The organism is Kribbella sp. NPDC050124, from assembly GCF_044460355.1.
Classification (GTDB): Bacteria; Actinomycetota; Actinomycetes; order Propionibacteriales; family Kribbellaceae; genus Kribbella.
Genome location: NZ_JBITJU010000008.1, coordinates 240,355 through 266,791 on the forward strand (window position 1 = coordinate 240,355; position 26,437 = coordinate 266,791).

Annotated in this window: 25 protein-coding genes; 13 read left to right on the plus strand and 12 right to left on the minus strand. The window is 69.1% G+C overall.

What is annotated here, in order from left to right; translation table 11 throughout:
- Position 1: 1 nt before the first annotated feature.
- Complete coding sequence (locus ACIBL3_RS20965) at positions 2 to 919, minus strand: carbohydrate ABC transporter permease (RefSeq protein WP_396355132.1); 918 nt, start codon at positions 917 to 919, stop codon at positions 2 to 4.
- Entirely contained in the window at positions 900 to 1,802 is a 903-nt protein-coding gene (locus tag ACIBL3_RS20970; protein WP_396355134.1) for a carbohydrate ABC transporter permease, read from the minus strand. The genes ACIBL3_RS20965 and ACIBL3_RS20970 overlap by 20 nt, the downstream gene beginning before the upstream one ends.
- A gap of 182 nt (positions 1,803 to 1,984) precedes the next feature.
- Between ACIBL3_RS20970 and ACIBL3_RS20975 the strand changes: the two genes are divergently transcribed.
- Positions 1,985 to 3,034: a LacI family DNA-binding transcriptional regulator gene (locus tag ACIBL3_RS20975; protein ID WP_396355136.1), complete on the plus strand. Its 1,050-nt coding sequence runs from the start codon at positions 1,985 to 1,987 to the stop codon at positions 3,032 to 3,034.
- A gap of 29 nt (positions 3,035 to 3,063) precedes the next feature.
- Positions 3,064 to 3,786, plus strand: coding sequence for an alpha/beta fold hydrolase (locus ACIBL3_RS20980; protein WP_396355137.1), 723 nt, complete (start codon positions 3,064 to 3,066; stop codon positions 3,784 to 3,786).
- A 42-nt stretch (positions 3,787 to 3,828) separates the two neighbouring features.
- On the opposite strand, the gene ACIBL3_RS20985 is transcribed toward ACIBL3_RS20980, so the two are convergent.
- Positions 3,829 to 4,524, minus strand: a complete 696-nt coding sequence (locus tag ACIBL3_RS20985; protein ID WP_396355139.1) for a CHAP domain-containing protein — start codon at positions 4,522 to 4,524, stop codon at positions 3,829 to 3,831.
- A gap of 106 nt (positions 4,525 to 4,630) precedes the next feature.
- Here ACIBL3_RS20985 and ACIBL3_RS20990 point away from each other — a divergent pair, with 106 nt between their 5' ends.
- Together ACIBL3_RS20990 and ACIBL3_RS20995 are read left to right on the plus strand one after the other, a co-directional pair.
- On the plus strand, positions 4,631 to 5,314 hold the full coding sequence (locus ACIBL3_RS20990; protein WP_396355141.1) for an NBR1-Ig-like domain-containing protein: 684 nt from the start codon (positions 4,631 to 4,633) through the stop codon (positions 5,312 to 5,314).
- A 262-nt stretch (positions 5,315 to 5,576) separates the two neighbouring features.
- Positions 5,577 to 7,427, plus strand: coding sequence for an alpha/beta hydrolase (locus ACIBL3_RS20995; protein ID WP_396355143.1), 1,851 nt, complete (start codon positions 5,577 to 5,579; stop codon positions 7,425 to 7,427).
- Between the two features lie 77 nt (positions 7,428 to 7,504).
- Here the strand turns inward: ACIBL3_RS20995 and ACIBL3_RS21000 are convergent, their stop codons facing one another.
- Positions 7,505 to 8,425, minus strand: a complete 921-nt coding sequence (locus ACIBL3_RS21000) for a type IV toxin-antitoxin system AbiEi family antitoxin domain-containing protein (RefSeq protein WP_396355144.1) — start codon at positions 8,423 to 8,425, stop codon at positions 7,505 to 7,507.
- Positions 8,426 to 8,572: 147 nt separating this feature from the next.
- Complete coding sequence (locus ACIBL3_RS21005; protein WP_396355146.1) at positions 8,573 to 9,064, minus strand: GbsR/MarR family transcriptional regulator; 492 nt, start codon at positions 9,062 to 9,064, stop codon at positions 8,573 to 8,575.
- Positions 9,065 to 9,162: 98 nt separating this feature from the next.
- Here ACIBL3_RS21005 and ACIBL3_RS21010 point away from each other — a divergent pair, with 98 nt between their 5' ends.
- The 7 genes from ACIBL3_RS21010 (at position 9,163) to rpe (ending at position 15,446) form a co-directional block, all read left to right on the plus strand.
- The gene (locus tag ACIBL3_RS21010; RefSeq protein WP_396355148.1) at positions 9,163 to 10,071 is read left to right on the plus strand and encodes an ATP-binding cassette domain-containing protein; all 909 of its coding nucleotides are present in this window, start codon (positions 9,163 to 9,165) and stop codon (positions 10,069 to 10,071) included.
- A complete protein-coding gene (locus ACIBL3_RS21015) occupies positions 10,068 to 11,666 on the plus strand; it encodes an ABC transporter permease (RefSeq protein WP_396355149.1) in 1,599 nt (532 codons plus the stop codon). Before ACIBL3_RS21010 ends, ACIBL3_RS21015 begins: the two co-directional genes overlap by 4 nt.
- An 86-nt stretch (positions 11,667 to 11,752) precedes the next feature.
- Complete coding sequence (locus ACIBL3_RS21020; protein WP_396355151.1) at positions 11,753 to 12,133, plus strand: pyridoxamine 5'-phosphate oxidase family protein; 381 nt, start codon at positions 11,753 to 11,755, stop codon at positions 12,131 to 12,133.
- Positions 12,126 to 13,313, plus strand: coding sequence for a precorrin-6y C5,15-methyltransferase (decarboxylating) subunit CbiE (gene cbiE / locus ACIBL3_RS21025; RefSeq protein WP_396355152.1), 1,188 nt, complete (start codon positions 12,126 to 12,128; stop codon positions 13,311 to 13,313). The genes ACIBL3_RS21020 and cbiE overlap by 8 nt, the downstream gene beginning before the upstream one ends.
- Complete coding sequence (cobM, locus tag ACIBL3_RS21030) at positions 13,310 to 14,050, plus strand: precorrin-4 C(11)-methyltransferase (RefSeq protein ID WP_396355154.1); 741 nt, start codon at positions 13,310 to 13,312, stop codon at positions 14,048 to 14,050. The genes cbiE and cobM overlap by 4 nt, the downstream gene beginning before the upstream one ends.
- Positions 14,047 to 14,778, plus strand: a complete 732-nt coding sequence (locus ACIBL3_RS21035) for a cobalt-precorrin-6A reductase (protein WP_396355155.1) — start codon at positions 14,047 to 14,049, stop codon at positions 14,776 to 14,778. Before cobM ends, ACIBL3_RS21035 begins: the two co-directional genes overlap by 4 nt.
- Before the next feature lie 5 nt (positions 14,779 to 14,783).
- Positions 14,784 to 15,446 carry a ribulose-phosphate 3-epimerase gene (rpe, locus tag ACIBL3_RS21040; RefSeq protein ID WP_396355157.1) on the plus strand — a complete coding sequence of 221 codons (663 nt, stop codon included), beginning with the start codon at positions 14,784 to 14,786 and terminating at the stop codon, positions 15,444 to 15,446.
- Here the strand turns inward: rpe and ACIBL3_RS21045 are convergent.
- Positions 15,414 to 16,628 (minus strand): MFS transporter, encoded by a 1,215-nt coding sequence (locus ACIBL3_RS21045; protein WP_396355159.1) that lies wholly within the window; start codon positions 16,626 to 16,628, stop codon positions 15,414 to 15,416. The genes rpe and ACIBL3_RS21045 overlap by 33 nt on opposite strands.
- A gap of 46 nt (positions 16,629 to 16,674) precedes the next feature.
- Here ACIBL3_RS21045 and ACIBL3_RS21050 point away from each other — a divergent pair, with 46 nt between their 5' ends.
- A complete protein-coding gene (locus ACIBL3_RS21050; protein ID WP_396355161.1) occupies positions 16,675 to 17,475 on the plus strand; it encodes an HAD-IIA family hydrolase in 801 nt (266 codons plus the stop codon).
- On the opposite strand, the gene ACIBL3_RS21055 is transcribed toward ACIBL3_RS21050, so the two are convergent.
- The 5 genes from ACIBL3_RS21055 to ACIBL3_RS21075 all read right to left on the minus strand — a co-directional run bounded on the left by ACIBL3_RS21055 (position 17,472) and on the right by ACIBL3_RS21075 (position 22,265).
- Positions 17,472 to 18,206 (minus strand): polysaccharide deacetylase family protein, encoded by a 735-nt coding sequence (locus ACIBL3_RS21055; RefSeq protein ID WP_396355163.1) that lies wholly within the window; start codon positions 18,204 to 18,206, stop codon positions 17,472 to 17,474. The two genes, ACIBL3_RS21050 and ACIBL3_RS21055, sit on opposite strands and share 4 nt — an antisense overlap.
- Before the next feature lie 165 nt (positions 18,207 to 18,371).
- Entirely contained in the window at positions 18,372 to 19,112 is a 741-nt protein-coding gene (locus ACIBL3_RS21060; RefSeq protein ID WP_396355165.1) for an amino acid ABC transporter ATP-binding protein, read from the minus strand.
- Positions 19,096 to 19,866 (minus strand): amino acid ABC transporter permease, encoded by a 771-nt coding sequence (locus tag ACIBL3_RS21065; RefSeq protein WP_396355166.1) that lies wholly within the window; start codon positions 19,864 to 19,866, stop codon positions 19,096 to 19,098. Before ACIBL3_RS21065 ends, ACIBL3_RS21060 begins: the two co-directional genes overlap by 17 nt.
- Positions 19,866 to 20,738, minus strand: a complete 873-nt coding sequence (locus ACIBL3_RS21070; RefSeq protein WP_396355168.1) for a substrate-binding periplasmic protein — start codon at positions 20,736 to 20,738, stop codon at positions 19,866 to 19,868. The genes ACIBL3_RS21065 and ACIBL3_RS21070 overlap by 1 nt, the downstream gene beginning before the upstream one ends.
- 720 nt (positions 20,739 to 21,458) lie before the next feature.
- Positions 21,459 to 22,265: a hypothetical protein gene (locus ACIBL3_RS21075; protein ID WP_396355169.1), complete on the minus strand. Its 807-nt coding sequence runs from the start codon at positions 22,263 to 22,265 to the stop codon at positions 21,459 to 21,461.
- A gap of 190 nt (positions 22,266 to 22,455) precedes the next feature.
- Between ACIBL3_RS21075 and ACIBL3_RS21080 the strand changes: the two genes are divergently transcribed.
- Positions 22,456 to 24,507 (plus strand): VWA domain-containing protein, encoded by a 2,052-nt coding sequence (locus ACIBL3_RS21080; protein WP_396355170.1) that lies wholly within the window; start codon positions 22,456 to 22,458, stop codon positions 24,505 to 24,507.
- A gap of 522 nt (positions 24,508 to 25,029) precedes the next feature.
- Here ACIBL3_RS21080 and ACIBL3_RS21085 read toward each other — a convergent pair.
- Positions 25,030 to 26,241: a serine/threonine-protein kinase gene (locus tag ACIBL3_RS21085; RefSeq protein ID WP_396355172.1), complete on the minus strand. Its 1,212-nt coding sequence runs from the start codon at positions 26,239 to 26,241 to the stop codon at positions 25,030 to 25,032.
- Positions 26,242 to 26,437 lie beyond the last annotated feature (196 nt).

The following is a 26,437-nucleotide window of genomic DNA, read 5'->3' on the forward strand; positions in this document are numbered from 1 at the left end:
TCTATTTCTGGTTCGTGCTGCCGAGAGCGCCGAGACCCTGGATGAAGTAGCGCTGCGCGGCGAAGAAGATGATCAGCGGCGGCAGCATGTAGAGCAGGTTGGTGGCCATGTAGTAGCTCCAGTCCGGGGTCTGGCCGGCGAAGGACGAGATGAACGACGCCATCCCGACCGACAGCGGCCACTTCTCGGCGGAGTACAGGTAGACCAGCGGGTTGAGGAAGTCGTTCCAGGACGCCTGGAACGCCAGGATCGCCATCGTGATCCAGGCCGGCCTGGTCAACGGCAGCATCACGCTGGTGAAGATCCGGAAGTGCCCGGCGCCGTCGATCTTGGCGGCCTCGTCGATGGAGTACGGGATGGCCAGGAAGTACTGCCGGGCCAGGAAGATGAACAGCGGGTTGCCACCGAAGAAGGCCGGCACGATCAGCGGCAGCCAGGTGTCGTACCACCCGATGCTCTTGTAGAGCTGGAACAACGGGATCAGGCCGACCACGCCGGGCAGCAGCATGCTGCCGACGAACAGGTAGAACCACAGCTTCCGGCCCGGGAACCGCAGCCGGGCCAGGGCGTACCCGGCCATCATCGCGGTCAGCACCCCGCCGAACACGCTGAGCAGGGTGATGACGGTGGAGTTCAGCAGCAGCCGCGGGAAGTGGATCGCCTCCGGCCCGTTGACGAAGTTGCTCCAGTTCCACTCGGTCGGCAGCAGCTTCGGCGGCACGTCGAACACCGCCGTCTTGCTCTTCAGGCCGATGGTGATCATCCACAGCAGCGGGACGATCATCACCGAGCAGATGAACAACGCGGTCACGTACCAGGCCGTCGTACCGGCCACGCGGGGTTTCTTCTTCGGTCGCGGCGACGACTGCTCCGTTGCCGGGGCGACCGGGGCGGCGACGTCAGTCGGGAGTGTTGTCACTGTAGGTCCAGAGCGAGGAGAACTTCGCGGTCAGGGCGATGACGGCGATGATCAGCACGAACAGCACCCAGACCTGCGCGGACGCGTACCCGAGTTGCGGGACCCGGCCGAGGTTGGAGAAGCCGTTGTTGTAGATCGCCAGCATCAGCACGTTGGTGCTGAAGCCGGGTCCGCCGCCGGTGAGGATCTTCGGCTGGTTGAACGTCTGCAGCGCGGCCGTGGTCTGCAGGATCACCTGCAGCAGCATGATCGGGCTGATCATCGGCAGCGTGATCCGGAAGAACACCGGCCACGGCCCGGCACCGTCCACCCGGGCCGCCTCGTAGAGCTCGGTCGGCACCGCCTGCAGCGCGGCGAGGAAGATGATCATCGTCCCGCCGACACCCCACAGCATCACCAGCACGATCGACGGCATTGCCATCGCCGGGCTCTGCAGCCACTGGCTGGTCGGCAGTCCGAGCCGGTCCAGCACCGTGTTCAGCAGGCCGACCTGCGGGTTGAGGATGAACTTCCACAGCGTGATGGTCGCGACCACCGGGAGGACGACGGGCAGGTACGCAAGCGTGCGGACGATCCGCACCCCGGCGAACCGCTGGTTGCAGAACATCGCCAGCGCCAGCCCGAGGATCAGCGACAGCGGCACGTAGAGAATCACCAGGTACGCCGTCGCGCGCAACGACGGCCAGAACGCCGGGTCCACGGTGAACAGCCGGCGGAAGTTGCCCAGGCCAACGAACACCGGATCGCTCAGGCCGTTGTACCGGGTCAGCGAGAGGTGGAAGGAGCGGATCAGCGGATACACCACGAACACGGTGAACCCGATGATCGCCGGGGCGATGAACAGGTACGCCGCCTTGGTGTCGGAGCCGGCGTTGCGACTCATTCCACCGGCGCGGGCTCGGCGCGTCCCACCGGCACGGGTCCGACGAACTCCGCCACGAGAGGAAGCGCTCATGCTTCGCTCGCTACGCTCGACGAAGAACTCACTCAACCTCCTGGACGGTAACGTTTCCAACGTTTTACTGTGGGGTGACGATGCCGTGTCGTGAAAAGGAAGTCAACCCCGTGTCCGAAACGTTTCCAACGCAACCTGAGGCGAGCCGCCCGACGATGATCGACGTGGCCCGCCGGGCCGGCGTCGGGCTGGGCACCGTGTCGCGGGTGGTGAACGGCGGCCACGGTGTCCGGGAGGAGACCGCGCAGCGGGTCCGGACCGCGATCGCGGAGCTCGGGTTCCAGCGCAACGAGGTCGCCCGGGCGCTGCGGCCGGGCAAGAAGTCGTCCAGTCTCGCGCTGGTGCTCGGCGACCTGACCAACCCGTTCTACGCCTCGATCGCGAAGGCGTCCCTCGAGGTCGCCGGGCAGTCCGGGTTCGCCGTCGTACTGGGCAGCGTGGACGAGGACCCGGAGGGGGAGAAGCGGGCGATCCAGGAGCTGGTCAGCCGGCAGGTCGCCGGATTGATGATCGTGCCGGACCAGGGCGACCACTCGTTCCTGGCCGGCGCCGGCGTACCGGTGGTGTTCGTCGACCGGCCGGCGCACGGGATCGAGGCCGACATCGTGATGGTCGACAACGAAGGTGGTGGCCGGCTCGCGACCGAGCACCTGCTGGAGCAGGGCCACGAGCGGATCGCGATCCTGCTGGCGCCGTCGTACTACACGACCGGGCGGCGGCTGCGCGGCTATCGCCGGGCACATCGGTCCGCCGGGATCGAGGTCGACGAGTCGCTCGTCGTCCAGTTGCCCGAAGGAAATGCGGCGGCCGCCGCGAAGGCGACGCTCGAGCTGATGCTGCGGCCGGATCCGCCGACCGCGCTGTTCGCCTCGACCAACTTCCTCACCGAGGGCGTGCTGCGGGCGTTGCAGGAGGTCGGCCAGGAGCCGGCGGTGGTCGGGTTCGACGACTTCCGGCTCGCCGACATGCTGCCGACACCGGTCACGGTCGTTGCCTCCGACATCGCCGAGCTCGGGCGGAACGCGGCGCAACTGCTGCTGGACCGCGCGTCGGGCTCGGACAACCGTCCGCCGCAGCGGATCGTGCTGCCGTGTGCGCTGATCCAACGCGGTTCCGGGGAGCGGCCGCTGGATTCTGCCCGCAAGAGAAAGGCGCGCTGATCAGGGTTCGCCGTCGTTAGGATCGGCGGGTGTACTACGAGAGCTTCGGCGCCGGCCGGCCGATCGTCTTCCTGCCCGGGTGGGGCGGGGACGCCGGCGAGGGCCGCGACCTCCACGAACCGGTGTTCGCGGAGGTCGACGGCTGGCGGCGGATCTACGTCGACCCGCCGGGCTTCGGCAGGTCGCCGGCCGACCCGGCGATCAAGGACCAGGACGGCGTCCTGGCAGCGATCGTCGCGTTGATCGACGAGGTCGTCGGCGACGAACGGTTCGCCCTGGTCGGTACGTCGGCCGGCGGCCTGCACTCCCGCGGCATCATCAAACGCGACCCGTTCCGCGTCCTCGGCCTGCTCCTGCGGGTGCCGGGCATCATCGTCGACCGCACGCAACGGACCCTCCCGAAGGACGGGCCGGTCGAGTCACCCGAGTGGCTCGACAAGCAACGCCGGTACTACGACGTCGCCGAGGCGCAGGCAGACCTCGAGTTCCTCGACCGGATCCAGGGCGATCTCGCGACCTACGCGCTGCGCGAAGATCCGGCCGCGCGCTTCGACCGGCCGACGCTGATCGTGACCGGTCGCCAGGACACCATGACCGGCTACGCCGACGCCTGGTCGATCCTCGACGACTACCCGCAGGCCACCTACGCGGTGCTCGACCAGGAGGGGCATGAGCTCCCCGTTCGAAGCACGGCGCTCTATCGCGCGTTGGTAGCGGACTGGCTGGAAAGGATCGAGCACCCGGACGCGTGAGGGGCGGAACGCGCGTCCAGGTGCTCGAGATCGGGGTGTGGCTCAGAAGTTCGGCCAGGCCCAGCCGAGGTAGCTGCTGAAGTACGGGAGCTTGGCCAGCCCGATCTTGCCGCCGACGCTGGTGGCCCAGAAGTAGCCGTCACCGCGGGCCACACCGACGTGGCCGTACGGGGCGGCGAGGTCCCAGAACACCAGGGCGCCCTTCGGCGGGTAAAGGTCACCGCGGTGGGCGGCGCCGCGGGCGACCGCGTCGTTCCAGTTGGCCTTGGCGGAGGCGTAGATCCCGGTCTTGCCGTAGGAGTTCTCGGCCGCCATCTCGCAGTACCCCTGGTACGCCGTCGAGCCGTTGCGGGCCGCGTACCACGCGATGGCCTTGTCGGCTCGCGGGTTGCTGGCGCACAGCGGCGCGACCAGGCCGGAGCTTCCGGTGTCGACGTACGCGTCCGAGATGTAGCCCTTGCCGGGGACGTGGTCCCAGATCAGGCTGCGGCCGAACTTGCCGGTGACCGGCTCGCCGTAGATCTGGCAGTCGATTTCGACCGGGCCGTTCGGCTGGGTCCCGACCGCGCTGAAGCTGGTGGCGTTACCGGATCGGATGGTCACGCCGGCTCCGCTGTCGGTGACCACCGTGCCGCTGGCGGCGTGGGCGGGGAGGGTGCCCGCGCCGACCAGGGCGCCGGCGCCGAGCAGGGTGACGGCGGTGAGTCGGGCGGTGATGCGCAGGAGGGCGGTACGCATGATGTTTGTCCTTTTCGCTCGTCAGTGGCGAACTGGCACTGACTTTCAGAGAATCAGAGGGTTACGGTGTTGTCGCAGTGGGCAACGATCGATTCGGGAGCGCGCCGTGAGGCCAGCACAGGCTCGTCTTGTGATCGGCGCCCGGATGCGTGAGCTCCGGGAGGCAGCCGATGTGCCGCTGTCGCGCGCCGCCGCGCTGTCCGGCTGGGACAAGGGCCACCTGTCCCGGGTCGAGCGTGGCCACACCAAGCCCAGCCGCGAGCTGATCGAGTGGTACGACGCCTCGTTCGGCGCCGGCCAGGCGCTCGTCAACCAGCTGATGGAGCTGGACGCCGCCGTCCGGGCCGGCCGCGACGTGTCGCTCCGGGACATGCGCCGGCACGTCCAGCCGGTGCTGCTCGGCGGATCCGTGCCGATCGACCACCACCCCGAGGACAGGGCCGAGTTGGTGGGTGAGACGGTGCCGGACGGGACCCGGGTGTGCCGGGAGCAGGAGTTCGAGAAGACGTGGGAGGTCCGCAACAGCGGTGAACGGCCCTGGCGCGACCGCTGGCTGACCCGGCAGGGTGCTGCCGGGACCCCGGGGTGGCTGCGCTCACCACATCGCGCTCCGCTGCCGGACGCCGTACCGGGGGAGATCGTGACGGTGTCGATGACGCTGCAGGCGCCGTCCCAGGTCGGAGCGTCGACGGCGTACTTCAAGATCACCGACGAGGCGGGGCGGTTGTACTACCCCGGGCTGGAGTCCCCACCCATGTATTGCACGATCTTCACGGTGTACGAACTTTAGTGTCTTGCGTCGGATGTCCCTTGGCGCTTGCGGCGCCCAGGCACGCACCTCACGGCACTTGCCCAGCGCCCACGATGCTCCGCATCGAGGCCACTGCTCAAGCACCGCGATGCACGCACCTGGACACCGCAATCACTCAAGCGACATCCGACGCAAGACACTAGGGATTGCCCTTGACCTGGCCTCGACGGGTGTTGCTGACCGCCTGTTCCGGCATACGTTGCTGTTCCTGAACCCGCCCGGACACACAGGAGTTGGCAGCGTGATCAGACTTCCCAAGATCGCACTGGCCCTGGCTGCGGCACTCGTCGTACCGCAGGTGGCCATCAGTTCGGCAGCGGCGGCGCCCGCGGCCAGGGGCCCGGTGGACCCGCCGGTCCCGTCCATCCCGCAGCGGTACCTCGACCAGCCGATCACCTGGGCGGTCTGCTCGTTCGACGCCCAGGTCAAGCGGCTGTACCCGCAGGCGCCGACCACGAACTGCGCGAAGGTCAAGGTCCCGATGGACTGGGCGAACCCGGACGCGCACCCCGACGTCGAGGTCGCGATCGCCTACAGCAAGGCCACCGGGACGTCGAAGGGCCTGATGACCACCAACCCGGGCGGACCGGGTGGCGCCGGGCTGACGCTGTCGGCGTCGCTGGCGATCGAGAAGACCCAGCTGTTCAGCGACTTCGACCTGCTCGGGTTCGACCCGCGTGGGTTCGGCCAGAGCACGCCGCTGCAGTGCCTGACCACGACCGACAAGCTGAACGCGCTGCCGACCACGCCGGACTTCAAGGAACGCACCCGGCAGACCCACCAGACCGAGGTGGCCGAGGCGAAGCTGTTCGCCGAGGCGTGCTCGGCCACCGAGTTCGGCCAGTTCGTCAGCAGCCAGCAGACGGTCTACGACATGGAGTTCCTGCGGGCGCTGTTCCAGGCGCGGCAGCTGAACCTGATCGGCTACAGCTACGGCACCTGGCTCGGCGGCTGGTACGCCGACACCTACCCGTCGAAGGTCGGCCGGTTCGTGATCGACTCGAACATGGACTGGACCCACACCCAGTGGGAGAACGTGAACTTCGACCCGTTCTCCGGCCAACGCCGGCGCGACACCCAGCTGTTCCCGTGGATCGCCCGGCACGCCGACCAGATCGACGGCCTGGGCAGCACGTTCCGGCAGGTTCGCGGCAACTACAACGCGATCCGGGCCGGCCTGGTCAAGCTGGTCAAGGCCGGTACGTCGACGGTGCGCGGTGACGACCTGGACGGCACGATCTACAGCACCCAGTACGGCAACGTCCGGTTCATCCGGGCGACGCTCGACATCCTGGTCCACGACGAGTACCTGAAGGACCCGTCGGCCTCGGGCGACATCGAGCTGCGGCACGTCGACCGCGCCTGGGCCCGGATCTCGCCGGAGCTGCAGGCGTTCGAGACCCTCGCCGCGATGCGGGCCCGGTACGGCGTGACGCCGGCGCCTGCCGCGACCGTGGCGGCGGTGAAGGTGGACTCGACGCACTCGATCCTCGCCGACGCCCGCGAGGCCGCGGCCCAGTCCTCTGGTGACGCCGTGGTCAACCTCGGCGCCGTCGGCACGACGGTCCGCTGCAACGACACCAAGTGGAACTCCGACCCGCGGTTCTACCTGCGCGAGGCGGACCGGATGGCCGCGAAGTACGACTTCTTCGGCTACATGAACGGCGTGCCGTTCTGCGCCTTCTGGCCGTACCAGCCGCAGGACCGCAAGCTCGACCTGAAGGGCTCGCCACGGCTGCTGATGATCCAGGGTGAGCTCGACCCGGCGACGGCGTACGAGGGTGCGCTCCGGACCCACAAGGACACCGCTCGGGCCACCCGCTTCGTCGCGATCGACGACGAGGGCCAGCACGGCCAGTACGTCGGCTCGGCGTCCGCGTGCGCCGAGGCGATCGGCGACACCTTCGTCTTCACCGGCGAACTCCCCGGCAAGAACCAGGTCTGCGGCACGTCCCCCCTCCCCGCCGAGCTGACCGTCTACCCGGTCAACGGCCCCGTCAACGGCAACGCCGTACACCTCCCCAGGTCCAAGTCGGTGAACCCCCTCCTCCAACGCAACCTCGACATAATCGCCAACGGCACCCTGCGCTAACCCGGTACACCTCGTGGGGACCCCGGACATCCGACCAGATGTCCGAGGTCCCCGTTTGGTGTCTGAGGCACCCCGGATCAGGCCAGCCGGCGCAGCAGGCGTGCGGCCGTGGCGCGCGGGCGATCCAGGTCCGGCCAGGTGACGCGGACTACCTGGTATCCCTGCTCGCGGAGTCGGTCCTCCCGCCACTTCTCGGCGATGACGGCCTCGGCGGTCTCGCCGTACTTCAAAGCGCCGTCGAACTCGACGACCAGGTTGCCGGGCAGGAGGAAATCCACCCGGCCGATCAGTTCGCCGTCGTCGGCGAGGATCTCCACCTGGAGGCGTGGTTCCGGCAGGTGACAGTTGTCCATCAGGACGCGCAGCCGGGACTCGCCGACCGATTCGCTCAGCCCGTCGGCGAATCGCGCCGCTGCACGTGCCGCGGGTGAACCGGCCCAGTGCCGATGGCGATCCGCGGTCCACACGAGCCGCTCGGAGGAGGTCAGCCCGTCGCGCAGTCCTGCGTCGGCGAGGACGACGCCGACCTCGTACGACGCGGTGCACGCCGCCTCCGTGATCGCTCGGTCGACGGTTGTCACGCGCATGGTACCGAGCTCGGTGATTTCATCTGCATCCAGTGGAGATCGATGCACGGACAGCGTTTCGCTGGACCGAACTCGCCCAGTCGATCGGGTCACGTGGACTCTGCTGAGGTCGAGACCCCAGGTCGGCAGGCCATGCACAACGGCCGCCGATTGATGGCTGATCACTACGTCTTCGAGCCGATCCGTCACGGCCCGGGCAGTCAGCAGGTGCAGCCGTCTCGCCCGATCCCACGGCGGCTCGTCCACCGGCCACTCACTCCGCTCGACGAAGGCATCACGACTGAGCCGCGCCCACTGCCCTCGGCGCAGTCGCCGCCGCAGTTCCGCGTCGCTGTAACCGGCCGCGAGCACGTCGCTCCGCTTGAACCACCCCTGCCGCTGTTCGGACAGCACCTTCAATTTCGGATTCACACCCAAGAACATGCCGTCGTTCCGGCACCTCAGCCCCCGGCATCCGTCACCTGTGGATAAACCGTGCCCAGCAAACGGGGACCTCGGACATCTGACCAGATGTCCGAGGTCCCCGTTGGGTGTCCGAGGTACGGCGACAGGCGCGGGCTAGGCGTCCAGTTCGGCGTCTAGTTCGGCTTTGCGTTTGACCCAGCGTTCGCTGAGGCCTTTGACTTCGGCGCTGATGAAGTCGATGAAGGCGAGGGAGACGCGGATGCGGCGGTGGGCGGCGGTGCCTTCGCCGGCGGCGTCGAGGACTTTCTGGAGTGAGGCGGCCCAGCGGACCAGGGCCTGGTCCTCGCTCATCATGGTCTGGTACCAGGCGTCGTCCTGGACGACGTAGACGTCGCGGCGGCTGCCGGGTTCGCGTTCCCGGTTGGCGAGGCGGAGCTGGAGCAGGTAGTTGACCGCGCCCGAGACCGCGGCCGGGCTCGCCTGCAGCTGGTCGGACAGCTCGGCAGCCGTCATCCGGCCGTCCTCGCTGGACAGGATGGCGGCGAACACGCGCGCGGCCATCCGCGGCCAGCCCGTGTCGGCCAGCAGGTTGCCGAACTGCTCGGCGTACCGCCGGACGGCTTCGTCGTCTCGTTGTGCGCTCACCGCCCCATCATCTCCTCTGTGGTGACCGATCCACCGATCGTGTGAGAACCGTGTTAGTAAGATTCACAATCTTCTGAATGAAGTGTACGTTATGAATCATGACATCAGCCATCGTGGTCTCTGGACTGCACAAGTCGTACGGAAGTACGCACGCCCTCGACGGTCTCGACCTGGTGGTCGCGACCGGTGAGGTGCACGGGTTCCTCGGCCCGAACGGCGCCGGGAAGTCCACCACCATCCGGGTGCTGCTCGGGCTGCTGCGCGGTGACGCCGGCGATGTCTCGCTGCTCGGCGGCGACCCATGGCACGACGCGGCGAAGCTGCACCGCCGGCTCGCCTACGTCCCGGGTGACGTGAACCTCTGGCCGAACCTGACCGGTGGCGAGGTGATCGACCTGCTCGGGCGGCTGCGCGGCGGGCTCGACGTGAAGAAGCGCGACGACCTGCTCCGCCGCTTCGACCTCGACCCGACGAAGAAGGGCCGCACCTACTCCAAGGGCAACCGGCAGAAGGTCGCCCTGGTCGCCGCGCTGGCCAGTGACGTCGAGTTGCTGATCCTGGACGAGCCGACGTCCGGCCTGGACCCGCTGATGGAGGAGGTGTTCCGGCAGTGCATCGAGGAGGAGCGCCAGCGCGACCGCACCGTGCTGCTGTCGAGCCACATCCTGTCCGAGGTCGAGGCCTTGTGTGACCGGATCAGCATCATCCGCCGCGGCAAGGTGGTCGAGACCGGCACGCTGTCCGACCTTCGCCACCTCACGCGTACGTCGATCCACGCCGAGCTGGCCGGGTCGCCGAACGGTCTGGCGTCGCTTCCTGGTGTCCACGACCTCGATGTCGAGGGCAACCGCGTGCGGTGCGAGGTGGACACCGCCCAGCTGGATGCGGTGATGCGGCAACTGTCCGCGAGTGGGATCAAGAGCCTGGTCGCGCAGCCGCCGACGCTCGAGGAACTGTTCCTGCGGCACTACGAGGACGAGGTCGAGCCGATGGCGGCGGTCCGATGAACGACTTCGTCGGGACCGGGACCCTGGTGCGGCTCGCGCTGCGCCGGGACCGGATCCTCATCCCGGTCTGGATCGTGGTGTTCATCTCGATGGCAGCCGGGTCGGCAAAGGCGTCGATCGACCTGTACCCGGACGTCAACTCCCGCGTCGAGGCGGCCCGTACGTCGAACGCGTCGCCGGCCCTGGTGTCGCTCTACGGCCGGATCTTCGACGAGACCTCACTCGGTGAGCTCTCCTTGTTCAAGCTGACCGCGTTCGGTGCTGCCCTGGTCGGGTTGCTCGCCGCGATCCTCGTCGTACGGCACACCCGGACCGAGGAGGAGACGGGCCGACTGGAGCTGCTCAGCGCGGGCGTCCTCGGTCGGTACGCGGCTCTGACGGCAGCACTGATCGTGTCGTCGGCGACCGTCGTACTGCTGGGGTTGCTGACCGCGCTGTCGTTGATCGGCGTCGGTCTGCCCGCCGCAGGGTCGTTCGCCTTCGGGCTGCAGTGGGCGGGAGCCGGGCTGGCCTTCGCGGGCGTGGCTGCGGTGACTGCTCAGCTCACCGAGGGCGCTCGGGCCGCGAACGGGCTCACCGCTGTCGTCTTGGGCGTGGCCTACGTACTGCGGGCGATCGGTGACTCGTCCGCCGACGGCAAGTCCGAGTGGGTCTCGTGGCTGTCGCCGATCGGCTGGTCCCAGCAGGTCCGCGCGTACGCCGGTGACCGGTACGCCGTACTGCTGCTGCCGCTCGTGTTCCTCGTTGCACTCGTGGCTGGTGCGATGGCGCTGATCCGCCGGCGTGACGTCGGTGCGGGCCTCGTGCGTCCGCGGCCGGGGCCTGCTCGGGCGTCAGCGTCATTGCGGTCGCCGCTCGCGCTTGCTTGGCGGCTGCACCGAGGCTCCTTGTACGGCTGGGGTGCTGCGTTCCTGCTGCTCGGACTGCTGGTCGGCAACATCGCCAGCAACGTGGACGGCTTCGTGACCAGTGACGCCACCAAGGAGATGGTGCAGAAGCTCGGTGGCGTCAACGGCATCACCGACGCGTTCCTGTCGACGGAGATGGGCATGGTTGGGCTGCTCGCCTCGGCGTACTGCATCCAGGCGGCGCTACGGCTGCGGTCCGAGGAGACTGCGCTCCGTGCCGAGCCCCTGCTCGCGACTGGGGTGGCGCGTGGGCAGTGGCTCGGCAGTCACGTGCTGATGGCGCTGTTCGGCACCGGTGCGCTGATTCTGGTCGCAGGGCTCGGCTCGGGCATCTCCAGTGGGGCGTCGCTCGGCAACATGGGTCGCCAGGTGCCGCGCATGCTCGCGGCGGCGGCCGTCCAGTTGCCCGCGATCTGGCTGGTCACCGCACTGGTCGTCGTACTGTTCGGACTGGCTCCGAAGCTGGTCACGGGCGCCTGGGTGCTGTTCGGTGTCTTCCTGCTGATCGGGCAGTTCGGCGCAATCTTCGACCTGCCGCAGGCCGTGATGAACCTCAGCCCCTACGGCCACACCCCGCGCCTGCCCGGCGGTGACTTCTCCGCGACCCCGGTCATCTGGCTGACGGCGATCGCCGCAGCACTGACAGCGGCTGGCCTGGTCACCTTCCGCCGCCGCGACGTCGGGTAAGGAAACGTGCGCCGGTCTGAGGGGTCCGGCGCCCAACGGCCCGCCCGGCTGGTTGCCGGGCGGGCCGGTCTGTCTACGATCTCGGAGTGCCTTGGAGTGACGGACTTGTCGAGTTCTGGACCGAGCGGCAGCTGTGTGTGCTGAGTACCGTCCGTGCGGACGGGACAGTGCACTCGACGCCGGTCGGTGCGACGTTGGACATCGAGGCAGGCCTCGTCCGGGTGATCTGCTCGGGTACGTCGCACAAGGCCCGCACGATCCGCAAGGCCGGTACGGCAGCGGTCTCGGTGACCCAGGTCGACGGGCGCCGCTGGTCCACACTGGAGGGCCGTGCGGTGGTCAGCGACGATCCGGAGCGGGTGGAGGACGCCGTACGGCGGTATGCCAAGCGCTACCGTGAGCCGCGACCCAACCCACGCCGGGTGGTCATCGAGATCACTGTGACGAGGGTGCTCGGCAATGCCTGAGCCGGTGACGGTCGTGGGGATCGGTGCGGACGGCTGGGAAGGGCTGTCACCCGCTGCGCAGAGTGCTGTCGTGGCCGCAGACGTGCTGATGGGCAGCACGCGGCAGCTGGGGCTGGTGCCCGGCGACGGCTTCGAGCGGGTCGCCTGGCCTTCGCCGTTGTCCGAAGCCCTGCCAGGACTGCTCTCCGAGTATCAGGGCCGGCGAGTCTGTGTCCTGGCCAGCGGGGATCCGACCTTCCACGGCATCGGTACGACGCTGACCCGGCTGCTCGGCGCGGACGCCGTACGGGTGATCCCACACCCGTCGAGCGTGTCGCTGGCCTGTGCACGCCTCGGCTGGCCGCAGGACGAGGTGCAGGTAGTCAGCCTGGTCAATCAGCCGGTCGAGCGACTCCATCCACACCTCCAACCGGGTCGACGCCTGCTGATCCTCAGCCGGGACGCTCAGACCCCTGCCCAGGTGGCCGAACTCCTCACCGATCGCGGCTTTGCGTCCAGCACCTTTACCGTCCTCGAGCAGTTGGGCGGACCCGCCGAGCGCATCCGCACGGAGCTGTCCGGTGACGTCGATGCGCTCAACGTGATCGGCGTGCTGTGCCAGGCGGACGCGGGCGCACCTCTGCTCCCGACCGTGCCTGGCCTGCCCGACGACGCGTATGAGAGCGACGGCCAGCTCACCAAGCGCGAGGTCCGTGCGGTCACGCTCTCGCGGCTCGCGCCCGTACCCGGCCAGTTGCTGTGGGACGTCGGTGGCGGCGCGGGCAGCATCGCGATCGAGTGGTCCCGCCACCACCCCACCTGCCGTGCAATCGCGATCGAACGCGACTCGGACCGGGCCAAGCGCCTCGAACGCAACGCGGTCTCACTGGGCGCCTCGGTCGCAGTCGTGCTGGGCAAGGCGCCTGACGCGCTGCACGGCTTGGAGACTCCCGACGCGATCTTCATCGGCGGGGGAGCGACCGCGGCAGGCATGGTCGAAGCCTGCTGGGAGGCGCTCGCGCCCGGCGGCCGGCTGGTGCTGAACGGCGTGACGTTGGAGACCGAGGCCCTGATCGCCCGCTGGTACGGCGAGCTCGGCGGTGACCTGATCCGGTTGGATGTCCAACGCGCCTCAGCCGTCGGAACCATGACCGGCTGGCGCCCCGCCATGCCCGTGACGATCTGGAGCGTGACCAAGTGACGGTGCACTTCATCGGAGCCGGACCGGGCGCCGCCGACCTGATCACCGTTCGCGGCCGGGACCTGATCGCGTCCTCGCCGGTCTGCCTGTACGCCGGCGCGCTCGTGCCGGTCGAGCTGCTAGACCACTGCCCACCCGGCGCGCGCAAGGTCGACACCGCCAACCTGAACCTCGACGAGATCATCGCGGAGCTCGCCGCCGCCCACGCCGACGGACTCGACGTCGCCCGGCTGCATTCCGGCGACCCGTCGGTGTTCAGCGCGATGGCCGAGCAGTTGCGCCGCCTCGACGACCTCGGCATCCCGTACGACGTGACGCCCGGCGTCCCCGCCTACGCAGCAGCCGCGGCCACCCTCAGTCGGGAGCTGACCGTCCCCGAGGTCGGCCAGACGGTCATCCTCACCCGCATCGCGGGCCGCGCATCCGCGATGCCGCCGGGGGAGGACCTGGCCACGCTGGGCGCGAGCCGCGCCACGATCGTGCTGCACCTGGCCGTCCAGGTGATCGACCGCGTCGTCGAGGAGCTCATCCCTGCGTACGGCGCCGACTGCCCGGTCGCTGTGGTCGCGCGGGCGTCCCGCGACGACGAGGTCGTCCTGCGTGGCACGCTCGCCACCATCGCGGACCACGTGCGGGCCGAGGGCATCCGCCGTACTGCGGTCATCATCGTCGGCAAGGTGCTGGCGGCCACCGCTTTCCGCGACAGCCACCTGTACTCGACCACCCGGGTTCGATGAAACTCCTGCTCCTCGGCGGCACCGGCGAGGCCCGTTCGCTTGCGCAGGAGCTGTCTCGCTCTGGGGTTCACGTCGTCTCCTCGCTGGCCGGACGCACCACCGACGCACGTCTGCCGGTCGGCGAGGTCCGTCACGGCGGCTTCGGTGGCGTTGAAGGCCTGATCGACTGGCTGCGGGACAACGCGGTCGATGCCTTGGTCGACGCCACCCATCCGTTCGCGGCCACGATGACCTCGCACGCCGCCGCCGCTGCTCGTGAGCTCGACCTCCCGTTCCTCGTCCTCCGCCGTCCCGGCTGGACAGCGACCAAGGGCGACATCTGGCATTGGGTCGACTCACCTGACGCCGCCGCCCGCCTCCTGCCGGACGTCGGCTCGCGCGCCTTCCTCACCATCGGCCGCCAAGGGCTCCACGAGTTTGCCGGGGTCGGAGTCTGGATGCTCGCCCGTTGCGTGGACCCGCCTGAGCCGGTGCCGACGTGGTGCGAACTGATCCTCGACCGCGGTCCGTACGACGTTCCCGGTGAGCTGAGCGTCTTGCGGGAGCACGACATCGACGTACTGGTGACCAAGGACAGCGGCGGACCGCAGACCTCGGCGAAGCTGGTGGCAGCAAGGCAGCTCGGCGTACCGGTGATCGTGATCCGCCGCCCGCCGCTGCCCGCGGGCGTCCAGGCGGTCGAGTCGGCGACCGAGGTCCTGGCCTGGGTGCGGGTTCACGTAGATTGACGCCCATGGGGATTCAGATCGCGCCGAGCATCCTGTCCGCCGACTTCGCCCGGCTGGCCGACGAGGCGCAGGCGGTGTCGAACGCCGACTGGCTGCACGTCGACGTGATGGACAACCACTTCGTGCCGAACCTCACCCTCGGCCTGCCGGTGGTCGAGTCCCTGGCGAAGGCGACCGACACCCCGCTCGACTGCCACCTGATGATCGAGGACCCGGACCGCTGGGCTCCCGGGTACGTCGAGGCCGGCGCCTCGAGCGTCACCTTCCACGTCGAGGCGTGCCGCGCGCCGATCCGCACCGCGCGCGAGATCCGGGCCAAGGGCGCCCGCGCCGCAATGGCGCTGAAGCCCGCGACCCCGATCGAGCCCTATGAGGACCTGCTGCCCGAGCTCGACATGATCCTGATCATGACCGTCGAGCCCGGTTTCGGCGGCCAGAAGTTCCTCGACGTCTGCGTGCCGAAGATCCGCCGGACCCGCCAGTTGCTCGACAAGCACGGCCTCGACCTGTGGGTGCAGATCGACGGTGGCGTCTCGGTGGACACCATCGAACGCTGCGCCGACGCGGGCGCCGATGTGTTCGTGGCCGGCTCGGCCGTGTACGCGGCGGACAACCCCAACGCGATGGTCGAGCAGCTACGCACTCTCGCCGCGGAGGCCGCCGGCTGACACGCTGTCGGCGGATTGCTCCGGCGGGATCCGGAGCAACAAGAGGAACGACACCGCAGCCATAACGGCAGCGAACAGCCACACGTAGCGGACGCCGTAGCTATCGACGATCGCACCGGCCACCGCCGCACCGATCGCCGCACCGCCCATCGCCGCGCTGCTCATCCAGCCGAACACCTCGGTCCGCACGGTGTCCGGAGTCAGTGCACCCAGACGCTCGTACAACGCACCGATCGCCGGCGCGAGCGTCAGCCCGGACAACGTGAGCGCGATCCCCAACGACACCGGCGACCAGGTCGCGAACACGCACAACAGCATCCCGACGGCGACCAGAGCCGCTCTTCGCCACAAGTACGACGTACGGCGGCCTGGCAAGGCGCCCGCCACAGCGCCGCCGACGAGGCTGCCGAACGCCCAGACGGCCTCCATGATGCCGGCGATCAGCCGCTGACCGTGCTCGTCCGCGAACGCGACGATGCCGAGCGAGATGCCGTTGAACGCTGTCACCCACAGACCGAAGGAGAGGATGAGCGGCAGGCGGTAGCGGTGCCAGAGCAGTTGCCGCGCGGTCAGTCGTGGTCCGCTTGCCTCGTCGTGGTGGATGGGTGGCGGTTGCTGCAACGCGTACCACCAGATGAAGGCGGCGGACATCGCTGCCGCCAGCAGCACACCGAGTCGCGGGCTCGCCACGCTTACGGCTGTTGCCCCGAGCATCGGGCCGACGATGAACAACAACTCCTGCGCGGTAGCGTCCACCGCGTACGCAGTCCGCAGGGCCGGACCGTGGACGACCCGCGGCCAGGCAGCGCGCAGTGTCTGCATCACCGGCGGCACAAGCGAACCGGCGAGGAAGGTCAGAACTGGCATGAGCCGGTAAAGCCCGCCAGGTAGCGCCGCGAGCTCAGCCAATGCGACGCTCCAGGACATTCCGGTCACCAGGAGCACGCCACGCGCGCCGCGGCGGTCGGCTGTCCTCGCCCAGAGCGGTCCGGCGATCGCCATGCCGATCGAGTACGCCGCCGCGACGACGCCCGCCCAGCGGAACGATCCGCTCAGGTCCTTGGCCAGGAAAGCCACCGGCACCATCGTGGCCAGCACCGGGAGGCGCGCCAGCAACGACGCTGCCAGCAGCGCCATCACGCCGTGCGTGCGCCACAGCTCGCGGTACCCGGAAAGCTTCACGCCCGCATTCTCACTCCGATCACCGACAATTTTTGCGAGCACTACGATGGGGGCCATGTCAGAGCACAAGCCCGTGGAGAGCTGGCTGACGGACATGGACGGCGTCCTCGTGCACGAGGAGCGCGCAATCCCCGGGGCGAGTGAGTTCATCACCGTCCTGCAGAAGTCCGGGAGAAAGTTCCTGGTTCTGACCAACAACTCGATCTTCACCCCGCGCGACCTGCGCGCCCGACTGCTTGCCGGTGGCATCGATGTCCCGGAGACAGCGATCTGGACCAGCGCGCTGGCCACGGCTCAGTTCCTCGACGACCAGCGTCCCGGCGGGACGGCGTACGTGATCGGCGAAGCCGGCCTGACCACGGCGCTGCACGAGATCGGCTACGTGCTGACCGACCGGGCGCCGGACTACGTCGTGCTGGGGGAGACCCGCACGTACTCGTTCGAGGCGATCACGAAGGCGATCCGGCTGATCTCCGACGGTGCCCGGTTCCTCGCCACCAACCCGGACCCGACCGGCCCGTCGACCGAGGGCCCGCTGCCCGCGACCGGTTCGGTGGCGGCCCTGATCACGCGCGCCACCGGCGTCGCGCCGTACTTCGTCGGCAAGCCGAACCCGCTGATGATGCGCAGCGCGCTGAACCGGATCGAGGCGCACTCCGAGACGACCGTGATGATCGGCGACCGGATGGACACCGACATCATCAGCGGCCTCGAGGCCGGTCTGCGCAGCGTCCTCGTGCTGTCGGGTTCCACCGGCGAGCACGAGGTCGACCGCTTTCCCTACCGCCCGACTCGCATCGTGGAGTCCATCGCGGACGTCGTACCTCTCGTCGAAGCGCTGGCCTAGCAGGTCACCGTGCGGAAGCCGTAGCCCTGGGCTTTGAGCGTCTTCAGGATGGTGGGCAGCGCGGCGACCGTCTGAGCGCGGTTGCCTCCGCCGTCGTGCATCAGGACGACTGAGCCGCTGTGTACGCCGGTCAGCACCCGCTTCACGATCGCCGCCGTACCAGGCTTGGTCCAGTCGCGTGAGTCGACCGTCCAGACGATCAGCTGCTTGTCGAGGACCTTGGCCCGCTGCGTGACCTGGGCGCTGATCCCGCCGTACGGCGGCCGGAGGCAGCCCGGCACCTGGCCGGTCTGGGTACGGATCGCCCGGTCCGTGTCCGCTACCTGCTTCCGGAACGCGCCGGCGGACAGGTGCCGCAGGTCCGCGTGCGACCAGGTGTGGTTCTGCACGCTGTGGCCGCCGTCGTGGATGCGCTTGGTCAGCGCCGGGTGCTTCACCACGTTCCGGCCGACCTCGAAGAACGTCGCCTTGGCGTCGTACTGCGCCAGGATGTCCAGGATCTTTGGCGTGTAGACGGGGTCTGGGCCGTCGTCGAAGGTCAGGACGACGTACTTCGCCGGTTGCACGGCAGCGGCTGCGGCGGCCGATAGTGGCGCCGCCGCCGCGGGGCTGCCGGGCTGCGGCCTGCCCGGCGTGCGCGCTGCCGCGACCACGACGGTGCCGATCACCACGCTGACCGCCACCATCATCGCCAGACCGACCAAGCGGTTGCCGGCGCGTGTCAATGCCATGTGTCCCCCAGGGCGGTGGCGGTCATCACTTCCGACCACTGTCGGGTGCGATCCGCCGAAACCGAGCAGGCCACGCCGCTGCCGCGTCAACAATCCCCGCATACCGGACGCTGGGGCATCGCGCGATGTGACGGGCCGGTGCCTTCAGGTAACCGCCGAGGGGTCTCAGAGCACCTGAGAAAGGAACTGCTGCAGCCGAGGCGACTCCGCCGCGGTGAAGATCTGCTCCGGTACGCCGGACTCCACCACGACCCCGTGGTCCATGAACGCCACCTGGTCGGCGACCTCGCGGGCGAACCCCATCTCATGCGTGACCACGACCATCGTCATTCCGGCCTGCGCGAGATCCGCCATCAAACCGAGCACGCCCTTCACCAGCTCCGGATCCAGCGCCGACGTCGCTTCGTCGAACAGCATCACCTCAGGCTTCATCGCCAGCGCTCGCGCGATCGCGACCCGCTGCTGCTGCCCGCCGGACAGAGTGCCCGGCCGCGCCGGCGCCTTGTTCGCCAGGCCGACGAGCTCGAGCTGCTCCAGCGCCGCGACCTCGGCCTCCTCCGGCCCGAGCTTCTTGATCTTGCGCAGCGGCAACGTGATGTTCTCGAGCACGCTCTTGTGCGGGAACAGGTTGAAGTGCTGGAACACCATCCCGATCCGCCGCCGCAGCTCGTCCGGGTTGCCCTTCAGCACCGACTCACCGGCCAGCCGGACGTCCCCGGCTTCCGGTTCGAGCAGCCGGTTGACCGCTCGCAGCAACGTCGACTTCCCGGATCCGGACGGCCCGATGACACACGCCGTACGCCCGGCCGGTACGGCGAGATCGACGCCGCGCAGCACCTTGTTGCTGCCGAACGCCAGCTCGACGCCCTCGACCTCGAGACTGGCCGCCTCAACGGTGGTCTGCATGCGCCAACTCCTCCCGTACGACGTTGTCCGCGCTGGTGCTCTCGTCCGACGGACGGCCCTCGCGCAGGCGCTTGTCGAAGTAGTTCACGAGGTGGGTCAGCGGCACCGTGATCACCAGGTAGAAGATGCCGGCCAGCAGCAGCGGCGACAGGTTGCCGTTCGTCGCGGCCGCGTCCTGGCCGATCCGGAACAGCTCCCGCTGGCTGGCGAGCAGGCCGAGGAAGTAGACCAGGCTCGACTCCTTCACCAGCGCGATGAACTGATTCACGAGCGCCGGCAGCACTCGCCGTACTCCTTGCGGGATGACGACCAGGCGCATGCCGGAGGTGTAGCTGAAGCCGAGCGCGCGGGCGGCCTCGAGCTGGCCCTTCTCCACGCTCTGGATGCCGGAGCGGAAGATCTCGCCGATGTAGGCGGCGGCGATCAGCGAGAGCGCGAGGATGCCGAGCGGGTACGGGTTCGGGCCCCACCAGTGCCGGGTGATCGGCGACAGGCCCTGCCCGATCAGCAGGATCGTCAGGATCGCCGGGAGGCCGCGGAAGATGTCGGTGTAGATCTTCGCCGGCCAGCGCAGCCAGCGCTTCCGGGACAGGGAGAGAACCGCCACGACCATGCCGAGCAAGGTGCCCAGGACGACCGAGGCGGCCGCCAGAATCAGGGTGTTGACCAGTCCCACCTTGAGCATCTCGGGCAGGACTTCCTTCATCGACCCCCAGTCGAGGAAGGTGTCGTTCAGCGTGGACCAGATGTCCATCAGCCGGCTGCGGGAGTGGGGGTGCTGCCGGCCGCGGGCGTGACGGTGCCGCTGCCCGGCTTGAAGTTCGCCGGTACGGCGCGACCCGGGTAGTACTGCTCGACCAGCTTGGTCCAGGTGCCGTCGGCGATCACCTCGTCGAGCGCCTTGTTCACGGCTTCGCGCAGCTTGTCGTTGTTCTTGGCCACCGCGAACGCCATCGGCGCGTCGCTGAGCTCCTTGGCGGCCAGGATCACCGTGCCGCCGCCCTGCTCCTTGGCCATCTTCTCGCCGATCTCGGCCGGCGAGACCCACGCGTCCGCCGTACCGGCCTTGAGCTGGCCGAGCGCGGCGTTGTAGTTCGGCACTCGGACCGGGTTCAGGTTCTTCTGGGTGGCGTAGTCGTCCTGCACGGTGCCCTGGACGACCACCACGCGCTTGCCCTGCAGCTGGTCGAACGTGGTGATACCCGAGTCCTTGGTGGTGTTCAGCCCGAGGTAGCCGAAGTCATACCCATTGCTGAAGGCAACCGTCTTCTTGCGCGCCTCGGTCACCGTGATGGAGGAGCTGCCAAGGTCGAACTGGCCGCCGTTCACCTGCGACAGCAGCGCGGAGAAGTCGGTGCCGACGAACTCCGGCTTCAGGTTCAGCTTCGCCGCCACCGCGGTGATCAGGTCGTTGTCGAACCCGGTGAACTTGCCGTCCTTCACGTACACGTTCGGCGGCGCGTCGGTCAGCGTCCCGATCCGCAACGTCCCGCCGTCGATCAGCCCCAGGTCGTCACCGGCCGCACCCTCGCCGCCGCCATCGCTGCCGCAGGCAACCATCGAGAACGCCAAGGTGACCGCGGCTCCCACCGCAACGATCCGCCGAAAGCCGCTGAACGCGCGCACAACATCTCCTCAAACAGTCGAAAGCAGGCCCAACCGCCCGCCCCCGAACCCAACACCACCCCCACCCGCGCCATTCCACCCCGACACCCACTGAGACACCCCCACAATGTCCACCCACCCCGTGCTATATCCCACCCAAAACCCCAGCATCTAAACCAATCCCCGTGACCCCGGCCACACCCCACCCCCCCAAGACGTGTCGAGCATCACCCACCCACACCCCATCGCCCAGCACCTCACCACCCGCATCGCCCAGCACCCTCACCGCCCGGGTCGGCCGCCGCTTCGCCGACCGCATCACCCACCCATCGCATCGGCCAGCACGTCACCGCTCGCATCGCCCAGCACCCTCACCACCCGGGTCGGCCGCCGCTTCGCCGACCGCATCACCCACCCATCGCATCGGCCAGCACGTCACCGCCCGCGTCGGCCGCCGTATCACCGACCGCATCACCCACCCACCCCATCGCCCAGCACCTCATCACCCGCATCGCCCAGCACCCTCACTGCCCGGGTCGGCCGCCGCATCGCCGACCGCATCACCCGCCCACCACGAGCCGGGCCAGAAGGTCCGGATCGGGTTCTCCGTGCATCGGGCATCGCATCACCGCCCGCGTCACCGCCCGCGTCGGCCGCCGCATCACTCACCGCATCGGCCGCTGCCGGGCCGACGCCTCGTCGCTCGCCCCACCTACCGGATCGGCTCGACGCCTGTGGTGGTCAGCCGTGATGTTGCTCGTAGTGCGCGAGTGCGTCCGCCGTCCGGCCGGCGCCGTACGTCAGCAGCAACTCGGCCAGCGCAGGCGACTCGCCCGCGATCGCGCCCGCCGCCCGCTGGACCTCGTCCGCCGAAGCAACAGCCCGAAACAGATCCTGAATCTCACGTACGACGGCCCGCGCCGGCGGCTGCCCCACCACAGAGCCTGCAGCCGCCGCCGACAACCCAGCGTGCCCCTGCCCCAAAGCTGCCCCGTCGCCACCCAGCATCGGCGGCGTAGCAAACGCCGCCCCAGCCACTTGCCCCGCCTGGCCACCTGCCTGCCCTGGATGGCCGCCGGCCTGCCCGGATCCACCGCCCACCTGCCCGGGCTGGCCAACCGCGTGCCCGGCCCCACCGGCCGCCTGCCCGGACCCACCCGGCGTCTGCCCGGACCCACCGCCCGCCTGCGCGGACCCGCCGGACCCCGGTCTCGGCAGGTGTGTAGTCGGGTCAGACCGTGTGAACGCCCCGGTGGCGCCCCGGATCGCATCGAGCGCTCCCGGGATGTCGTACTCCCTGACCTCCCCAATCATCGCCAGGTGGGCGAGATCGTCGAGCGCCTTCAGTCGCGAGACCACCGCCGGATTGCCGATCTTCACCCGCTGGGCGCTCATCAGTTGCGAAAGCATCGGCGCAGACAGCCCGATCACCTGGGCCACGCCGCCTTGCGTCAGCCCGAGTGGCCCGACCACTCGGCGAACGAGCTCACCGAGCGGCTCGCCGTACAGTTCGGTCTGCTGCTGCAGGTTGTGCGCTGTCTGATCCATGTCTGTGAACCCCTCCGACCGCCGCCGTGATAGCGACTGCAAACCATCTTCGCAGTTGCGAACGCGAATTTCCAGTCGCCTCCCGCGACTTGTGGACGAGGTGGCACGCGCAAGAGGTGTGGATCGCCGCTTGACATTTGCGATCGCAAACGGTCAGTGTTTGCGGCAGCGAATCTCACTGGAGGAAACGATGACGGCTCTGCAGCGGCACCGCCGCCCCGCGGTGTGGGCGATCCTCGCCATCACGCTGACCGCCCTACTGGCCGGCCTGGCGACCGGGTCCGCGTACGCCGATCCCGACCCGGGCAACAGCAAGCTGGTCCTGGTGCTCGACTCGTCCGGCTCGATGAAAGAGCCGGCTGGCGACGGGCAGACCAAGATCGTCGCCGCGCGCACCGCCCTGGGTCGCGTCATGACCAAGCTCCCAGCGGAGGCCGAGGTAGGCCTGCGGGTGTACGGCGCGACGGTCTTCAAGCGCAGCCAGCCCGGCGCGTGCACGGATACCCAGCTGACGGTGCCGATCGGGACGGACAACCGGCCACAGTTGCAGGCCGCGATCGCGAAGTACAAGCCGTACGGCGAGACCCCGATCGGGTACGCGCTGCAGCAAGCCGCGAAGGACCTCGGTCCGACCGGTCAGCGCACGATCGTGCTCGTCTCCGACGGTGAGGCGACCTGCGCGCCCGACCCGTGCGAGGTGGCGCGGTCGATCGCCAAGCAGGGCATCGACCTGAAGATCGACGTCGTCGGCTTCCGCGTCGGCGGAAAGGCCCGCACCCAGCTGCAGTGCGTCGCCCGCGAAGGCCGCGGCGACTACTACGACGCGGACTCCACCATCGACCTCGAGGCCGGCCTGGACCGCCTGTCGACCCGAGCGTTCCGCCCGTTCCGCATCTCCGGTACCCCGATCCACGGTGGGCCGCAGCAGGAAGGTGCGCCGGTTGTTGCCCCGGGCCACTACTCGGACACGTTCGGCGGCGACGAGACCGCCCTCTACTACCTGATCAAGCGCAGCATCAAGGGATCCACCCTGCGGGCCGGGGTGAGCTTCCGGCGAATCCCGAGCGAAGAGCTGGTGGTCCAGGCCGAGGTGAAGCTGAAGACCCTCGGCGGCGACCAGTGTGGCTGGAGCTATCCGCGGGTGTTCGGCAGCGACCAAGGACTGGCGACTGGCACCGCCTCGAGCTGGTCGGATTGGCAGAAGGAGTGCGCCGACGAAGAGCAACTGGTGCTGACAGTCTCACCGGGCAAGGACTTCCGCGAACTCAAGGGTGTGCCGTTCGAGCTGCGGATCGACGAGGAGCCGCCGGTGACGTCGACGGCGAACCTGCCCGCAGAGGCCGGCGACCCGGTGTGGACCCAGATGCCGGGCACGACCCCGCGCGAGATCGTCCCCGGATCGAGCTTCCCGGACGCTCCCTTGCTCGAGCCCGGCAGCTACAAGACGACGATCATGCCGGGCGAGCTTCAGCTGTACCGCGTGAAGGCGGACTGGGGTCAGCGGATCCAGGCCCAGTTCACGGTGCCGAAGCTCGGCGCAGCGACCAGTGAGGCACTCGGAGGTACTCGTTACCTGGACACGGCACTGATCTCACCGATCGGTGAAGACGTGTACTCGGTGTTCGCGAAGAACGTGCCGGGAGGAGCAGGCAAGCGCGGCGTGCTGACCAGGCAGGGCACGGTCCAGGCGATCACCACCAAGGAGATCCGCTACCTGAACCGAAACGGCGCCAACAACCAGGACACCGGCACCTCGATGCCCGGCGAGTACTACGTCGCCGTCTCACTCACCCGCAAGGACAACGACAGGGCCTTCACTGTCCCGATCACGCTGACAGTCGGAGTGGTCGGTACGCCGGGCACCGGCAAGCCCGAGTACGTCGACGGCGCCACCCCCGTCGCCGGCACCTCAGTCACCCCGTCACCGACCGCCACCCCCTCGGAATCCGGCAACGAGAACGAAAACGGCAGCACCCCCCAGGCCGGCGGCCCCGTCCAGGGCAACCCGCCCAACTCCACCGACACCACCCCCATCGCCCTCATCGCCGGCCTCTCCGGCGGCGGCGTAGTCCTCCTCCTGGTAGGCGCCCTAGCCCTCCTCCGCCTTCGCCGAAAGCCCGCCATAACCCAACCAAGCGCCACCGCATGGCGCTCCGGCCCCCAGCAGTACCCCAACCACCCCAATCCCAGCGGCCACCCCAACCAACGCGGCCAACGCCCGTCCCAACCGCCGTACAACTAACCCGCCACGCACCCCACCAGAGCCCGGGCCCACAGCCCGGGCTCTGCCCACGTCAGCCGGCGCCGTGCTGTTGATCTCACCCGTGACGCATCCCGCCTCAGTAGCCCCTGGAACCTGCCCCGCGTCAGGCCTCAGTTAAGGAGGAGCCAGGAGCCTGCGGCTAGCGGGCCTCCAGCCCTTGGACACCCGATCGCACGGGCAACTCCGAGCCAACCAACGCCATGGCCTGCCCTCGCCCCACTCCACCCCGGCGCCTCGCACGCGTCAGCAACGTGCAAACCCTCGGTGGGCCAACCGGTCCCTCCAACCGACGTTGCAGAACTCGGTCAGCAGACACACGGCCAACTCACCGCCGTCCGCCCGCCCTAACGCCGGACCGCCCGCCTAACGCCGGACCGCCGACTCGACCGCCGGACCGCCGGAGCTCCGGCTCGACCGCCGTACGGCGAGCTGAGCGGACCTGCTGCTGACCAAGCGGTCATGGGGCGCTTCTCAAGCTCCGGAGCCGTCTGGGGTTTGGTGCTACTTGAGGACGAGCCAGGTGGCTGTTCCTAGGAGGGCTAGTGCTCCGGTGAAGCTCAACGAGGCGACCCAGACGAGCAGGCGACTGCCGGGGCGAGCGGCCTGGGTGGTGGTAGCGGAGGCGGGGGATGCCGAGGCGGGTGATGCCGAGGTGGTCGGGGATGTGGCGGGGGTGTGCGAGGGGTGGATTCGGGCGGGGGTGGGTATGGCGGGGCGGGCGGCGACGCTGGCGTCGGCGGGGCCTGTGGTTGATGTCGGGGTTGTTGGGGTGGTGGGTTCTGGGGCGGGCGGCGGGGTTGGGTAGTGGGCGGGGTTGGTGGTTGATGGTGGTGGGGTTGGGGCTGGGATGGGGTTGGTTGGGGGTGGGCCGGTGGGGGTCCATGGGGGTGGGAGGGGTGGGAGTTGGTCGAAGACTTCGGGGGAGTCGGGGTGGGTGGACCAGGGGGTGGTGGAGGTGGGTGGGAGGGCGCCGGACTCGGCCAGGAGGCGGCCGGCACCGCGGGCTGTGGTGGGGCGGTGAGTGGGGTCGGTCGCCGTACTGCGGTGGATGAACTCGGCGAGGGGGCCTTCGACGGGTGGGAGTTTGCCGTCGGGGCCGGGGCGTTCGCCGGTGAGGAGTTCGGCGGCGACGGCGCCGACTGTGTAGAGGTCCTGGCGGGGGTCGGGATCGGCGCCGGCGAGTTGTTCGGGGGCAATGTAGCCGGGGGTGCCGAGGATTGTGCTGTGACGGGTCATCCGGGGTTCGTCGAGCAGGCCGGCGATGCCGAAGTCGGACAGGCGCAGGTGCGGGCGGCCCTTGCCGGTGGCGTCGAGGAGCAGGTTGGCGGGTTTGAGGTCGCGGTGTACGACGCCGGCCGCGTGTACTGCGGACAGGCCGTGCAGCAGTTGGTCGAGCAGTACGGCGACGTACGACGTCGGTAGTGGGCCGTGGTCGCCGAGCAGGGTCGCAACCGAGCCGCCGCGGACGAGGTCCATCGCGAACACGACCTTGTCGTCGTCAGCCGCCCACCCGTGCGGCGCCACCACGTGCGGGTGCTCGATCCGCAGCGACTGCTCCCGGACGAACCGCAGCAGGGTCGCGGCGTCGTGCTGCCCGAGCACCTTCGCCGCCACGTACGCCGACCGCCGCAGGTCCCACGCCCGCCACACCGAGCCCATCCCGCCGGTCCCGATCAGATCGATCAGCCGATACCGCCCCGCAAACGCCTCCACCGACGAAAACCTACCGCCCCACCAGCCGAGCCCACCCCAACCACCACGAGCCCCCAGCCACCTCGACCTACCAGTCACTGCCGGGTTATCGCACCGATGCCGTGCTGTAACCCGTCAGCGGTGAAACAGCTGTCGGTGGGGATCAGCCCGCCGACAGTGAACCAAACCGGCGGCCGGGGCATGGTCGCGAAGGTGG

Bases quoted from the DNA above. Each gene is read 5' to 3' on its own strand.
- ACIBL3_RS20970 (WP_396355134.1), bottom strand. From the start codon at position 1,802: ATGAGTCGCAACGCCGGCTCCGACACCAAGGCGGCGTACCTGTTCATC.
- ACIBL3_RS20985 (WP_396355139.1), bottom strand. From the start codon at position 4,524: ATGCGTACCGCCCTCCTGCGCATCACCGCCCGACTCACCGCCGTCACC.
- ACIBL3_RS21010 (WP_396355148.1), top strand. From the start codon at position 9,163: ATGACATCAGCCATCGTGGTCTCTGGACTGCACAAGTCGTACGGAAGT.
- ACIBL3_RS21015 (WP_396355149.1), top strand. From the start codon at position 10,068: ATGAACGACTTCGTCGGGACCGGGACCCTGGTGCGGCTCGCGCTGCGC.
- cbiE (WP_396355152.1), top strand. From the start codon at position 12,126: ATGCCTGAGCCGGTGACGGTCGTGGGGATCGGTGCGGACGGCTGGGAA.
- ACIBL3_RS21035 (WP_396355155.1), top strand. From the start codon at position 14,047: ATGAAACTCCTGCTCCTCGGCGGCACCGGCGAGGCCCGTTCGCTTGCG.
- rpe (WP_396355157.1), top strand. From the start codon at position 14,784: ATGGGGATTCAGATCGCGCCGAGCATCCTGTCCGCCGACTTCGCCCGG.
- ACIBL3_RS21050 (WP_396355161.1), top strand. From the start codon at position 16,675: ATGGGGGCCATGTCAGAGCACAAGCCCGTGGAGAGCTGGCTGACGGAC.
- ACIBL3_RS21055 (WP_396355163.1), bottom strand. From the start codon at position 18,206: ATGGCATTGACACGCGCCGGCAACCGCTTGGTCGGTCTGGCGATGATG.
- ACIBL3_RS21060 (WP_396355165.1), bottom strand. From the start codon at position 19,112: ATGCAGACCACCGTTGAGGCGGCCAGTCTCGAGGTCGAGGGCGTCGAG.
- ACIBL3_RS21065 (WP_396355166.1), bottom strand. From the start codon at position 19,866: ATGGACATCTGGTCCACGCTGAACGACACCTTCCTCGACTGGGGGTCG.
- ACIBL3_RS21075 (WP_396355169.1), bottom strand. From the start codon at position 22,265: ATGGATCAGACAGCGCACAACCTGCAGCAGCAGACCGAACTGTACGGC.
- ACIBL3_RS21080 (WP_396355170.1), top strand. From the start codon at position 22,456: ATGACGGCTCTGCAGCGGCACCGCCGCCCCGCGGTGTGGGCGATCCTC.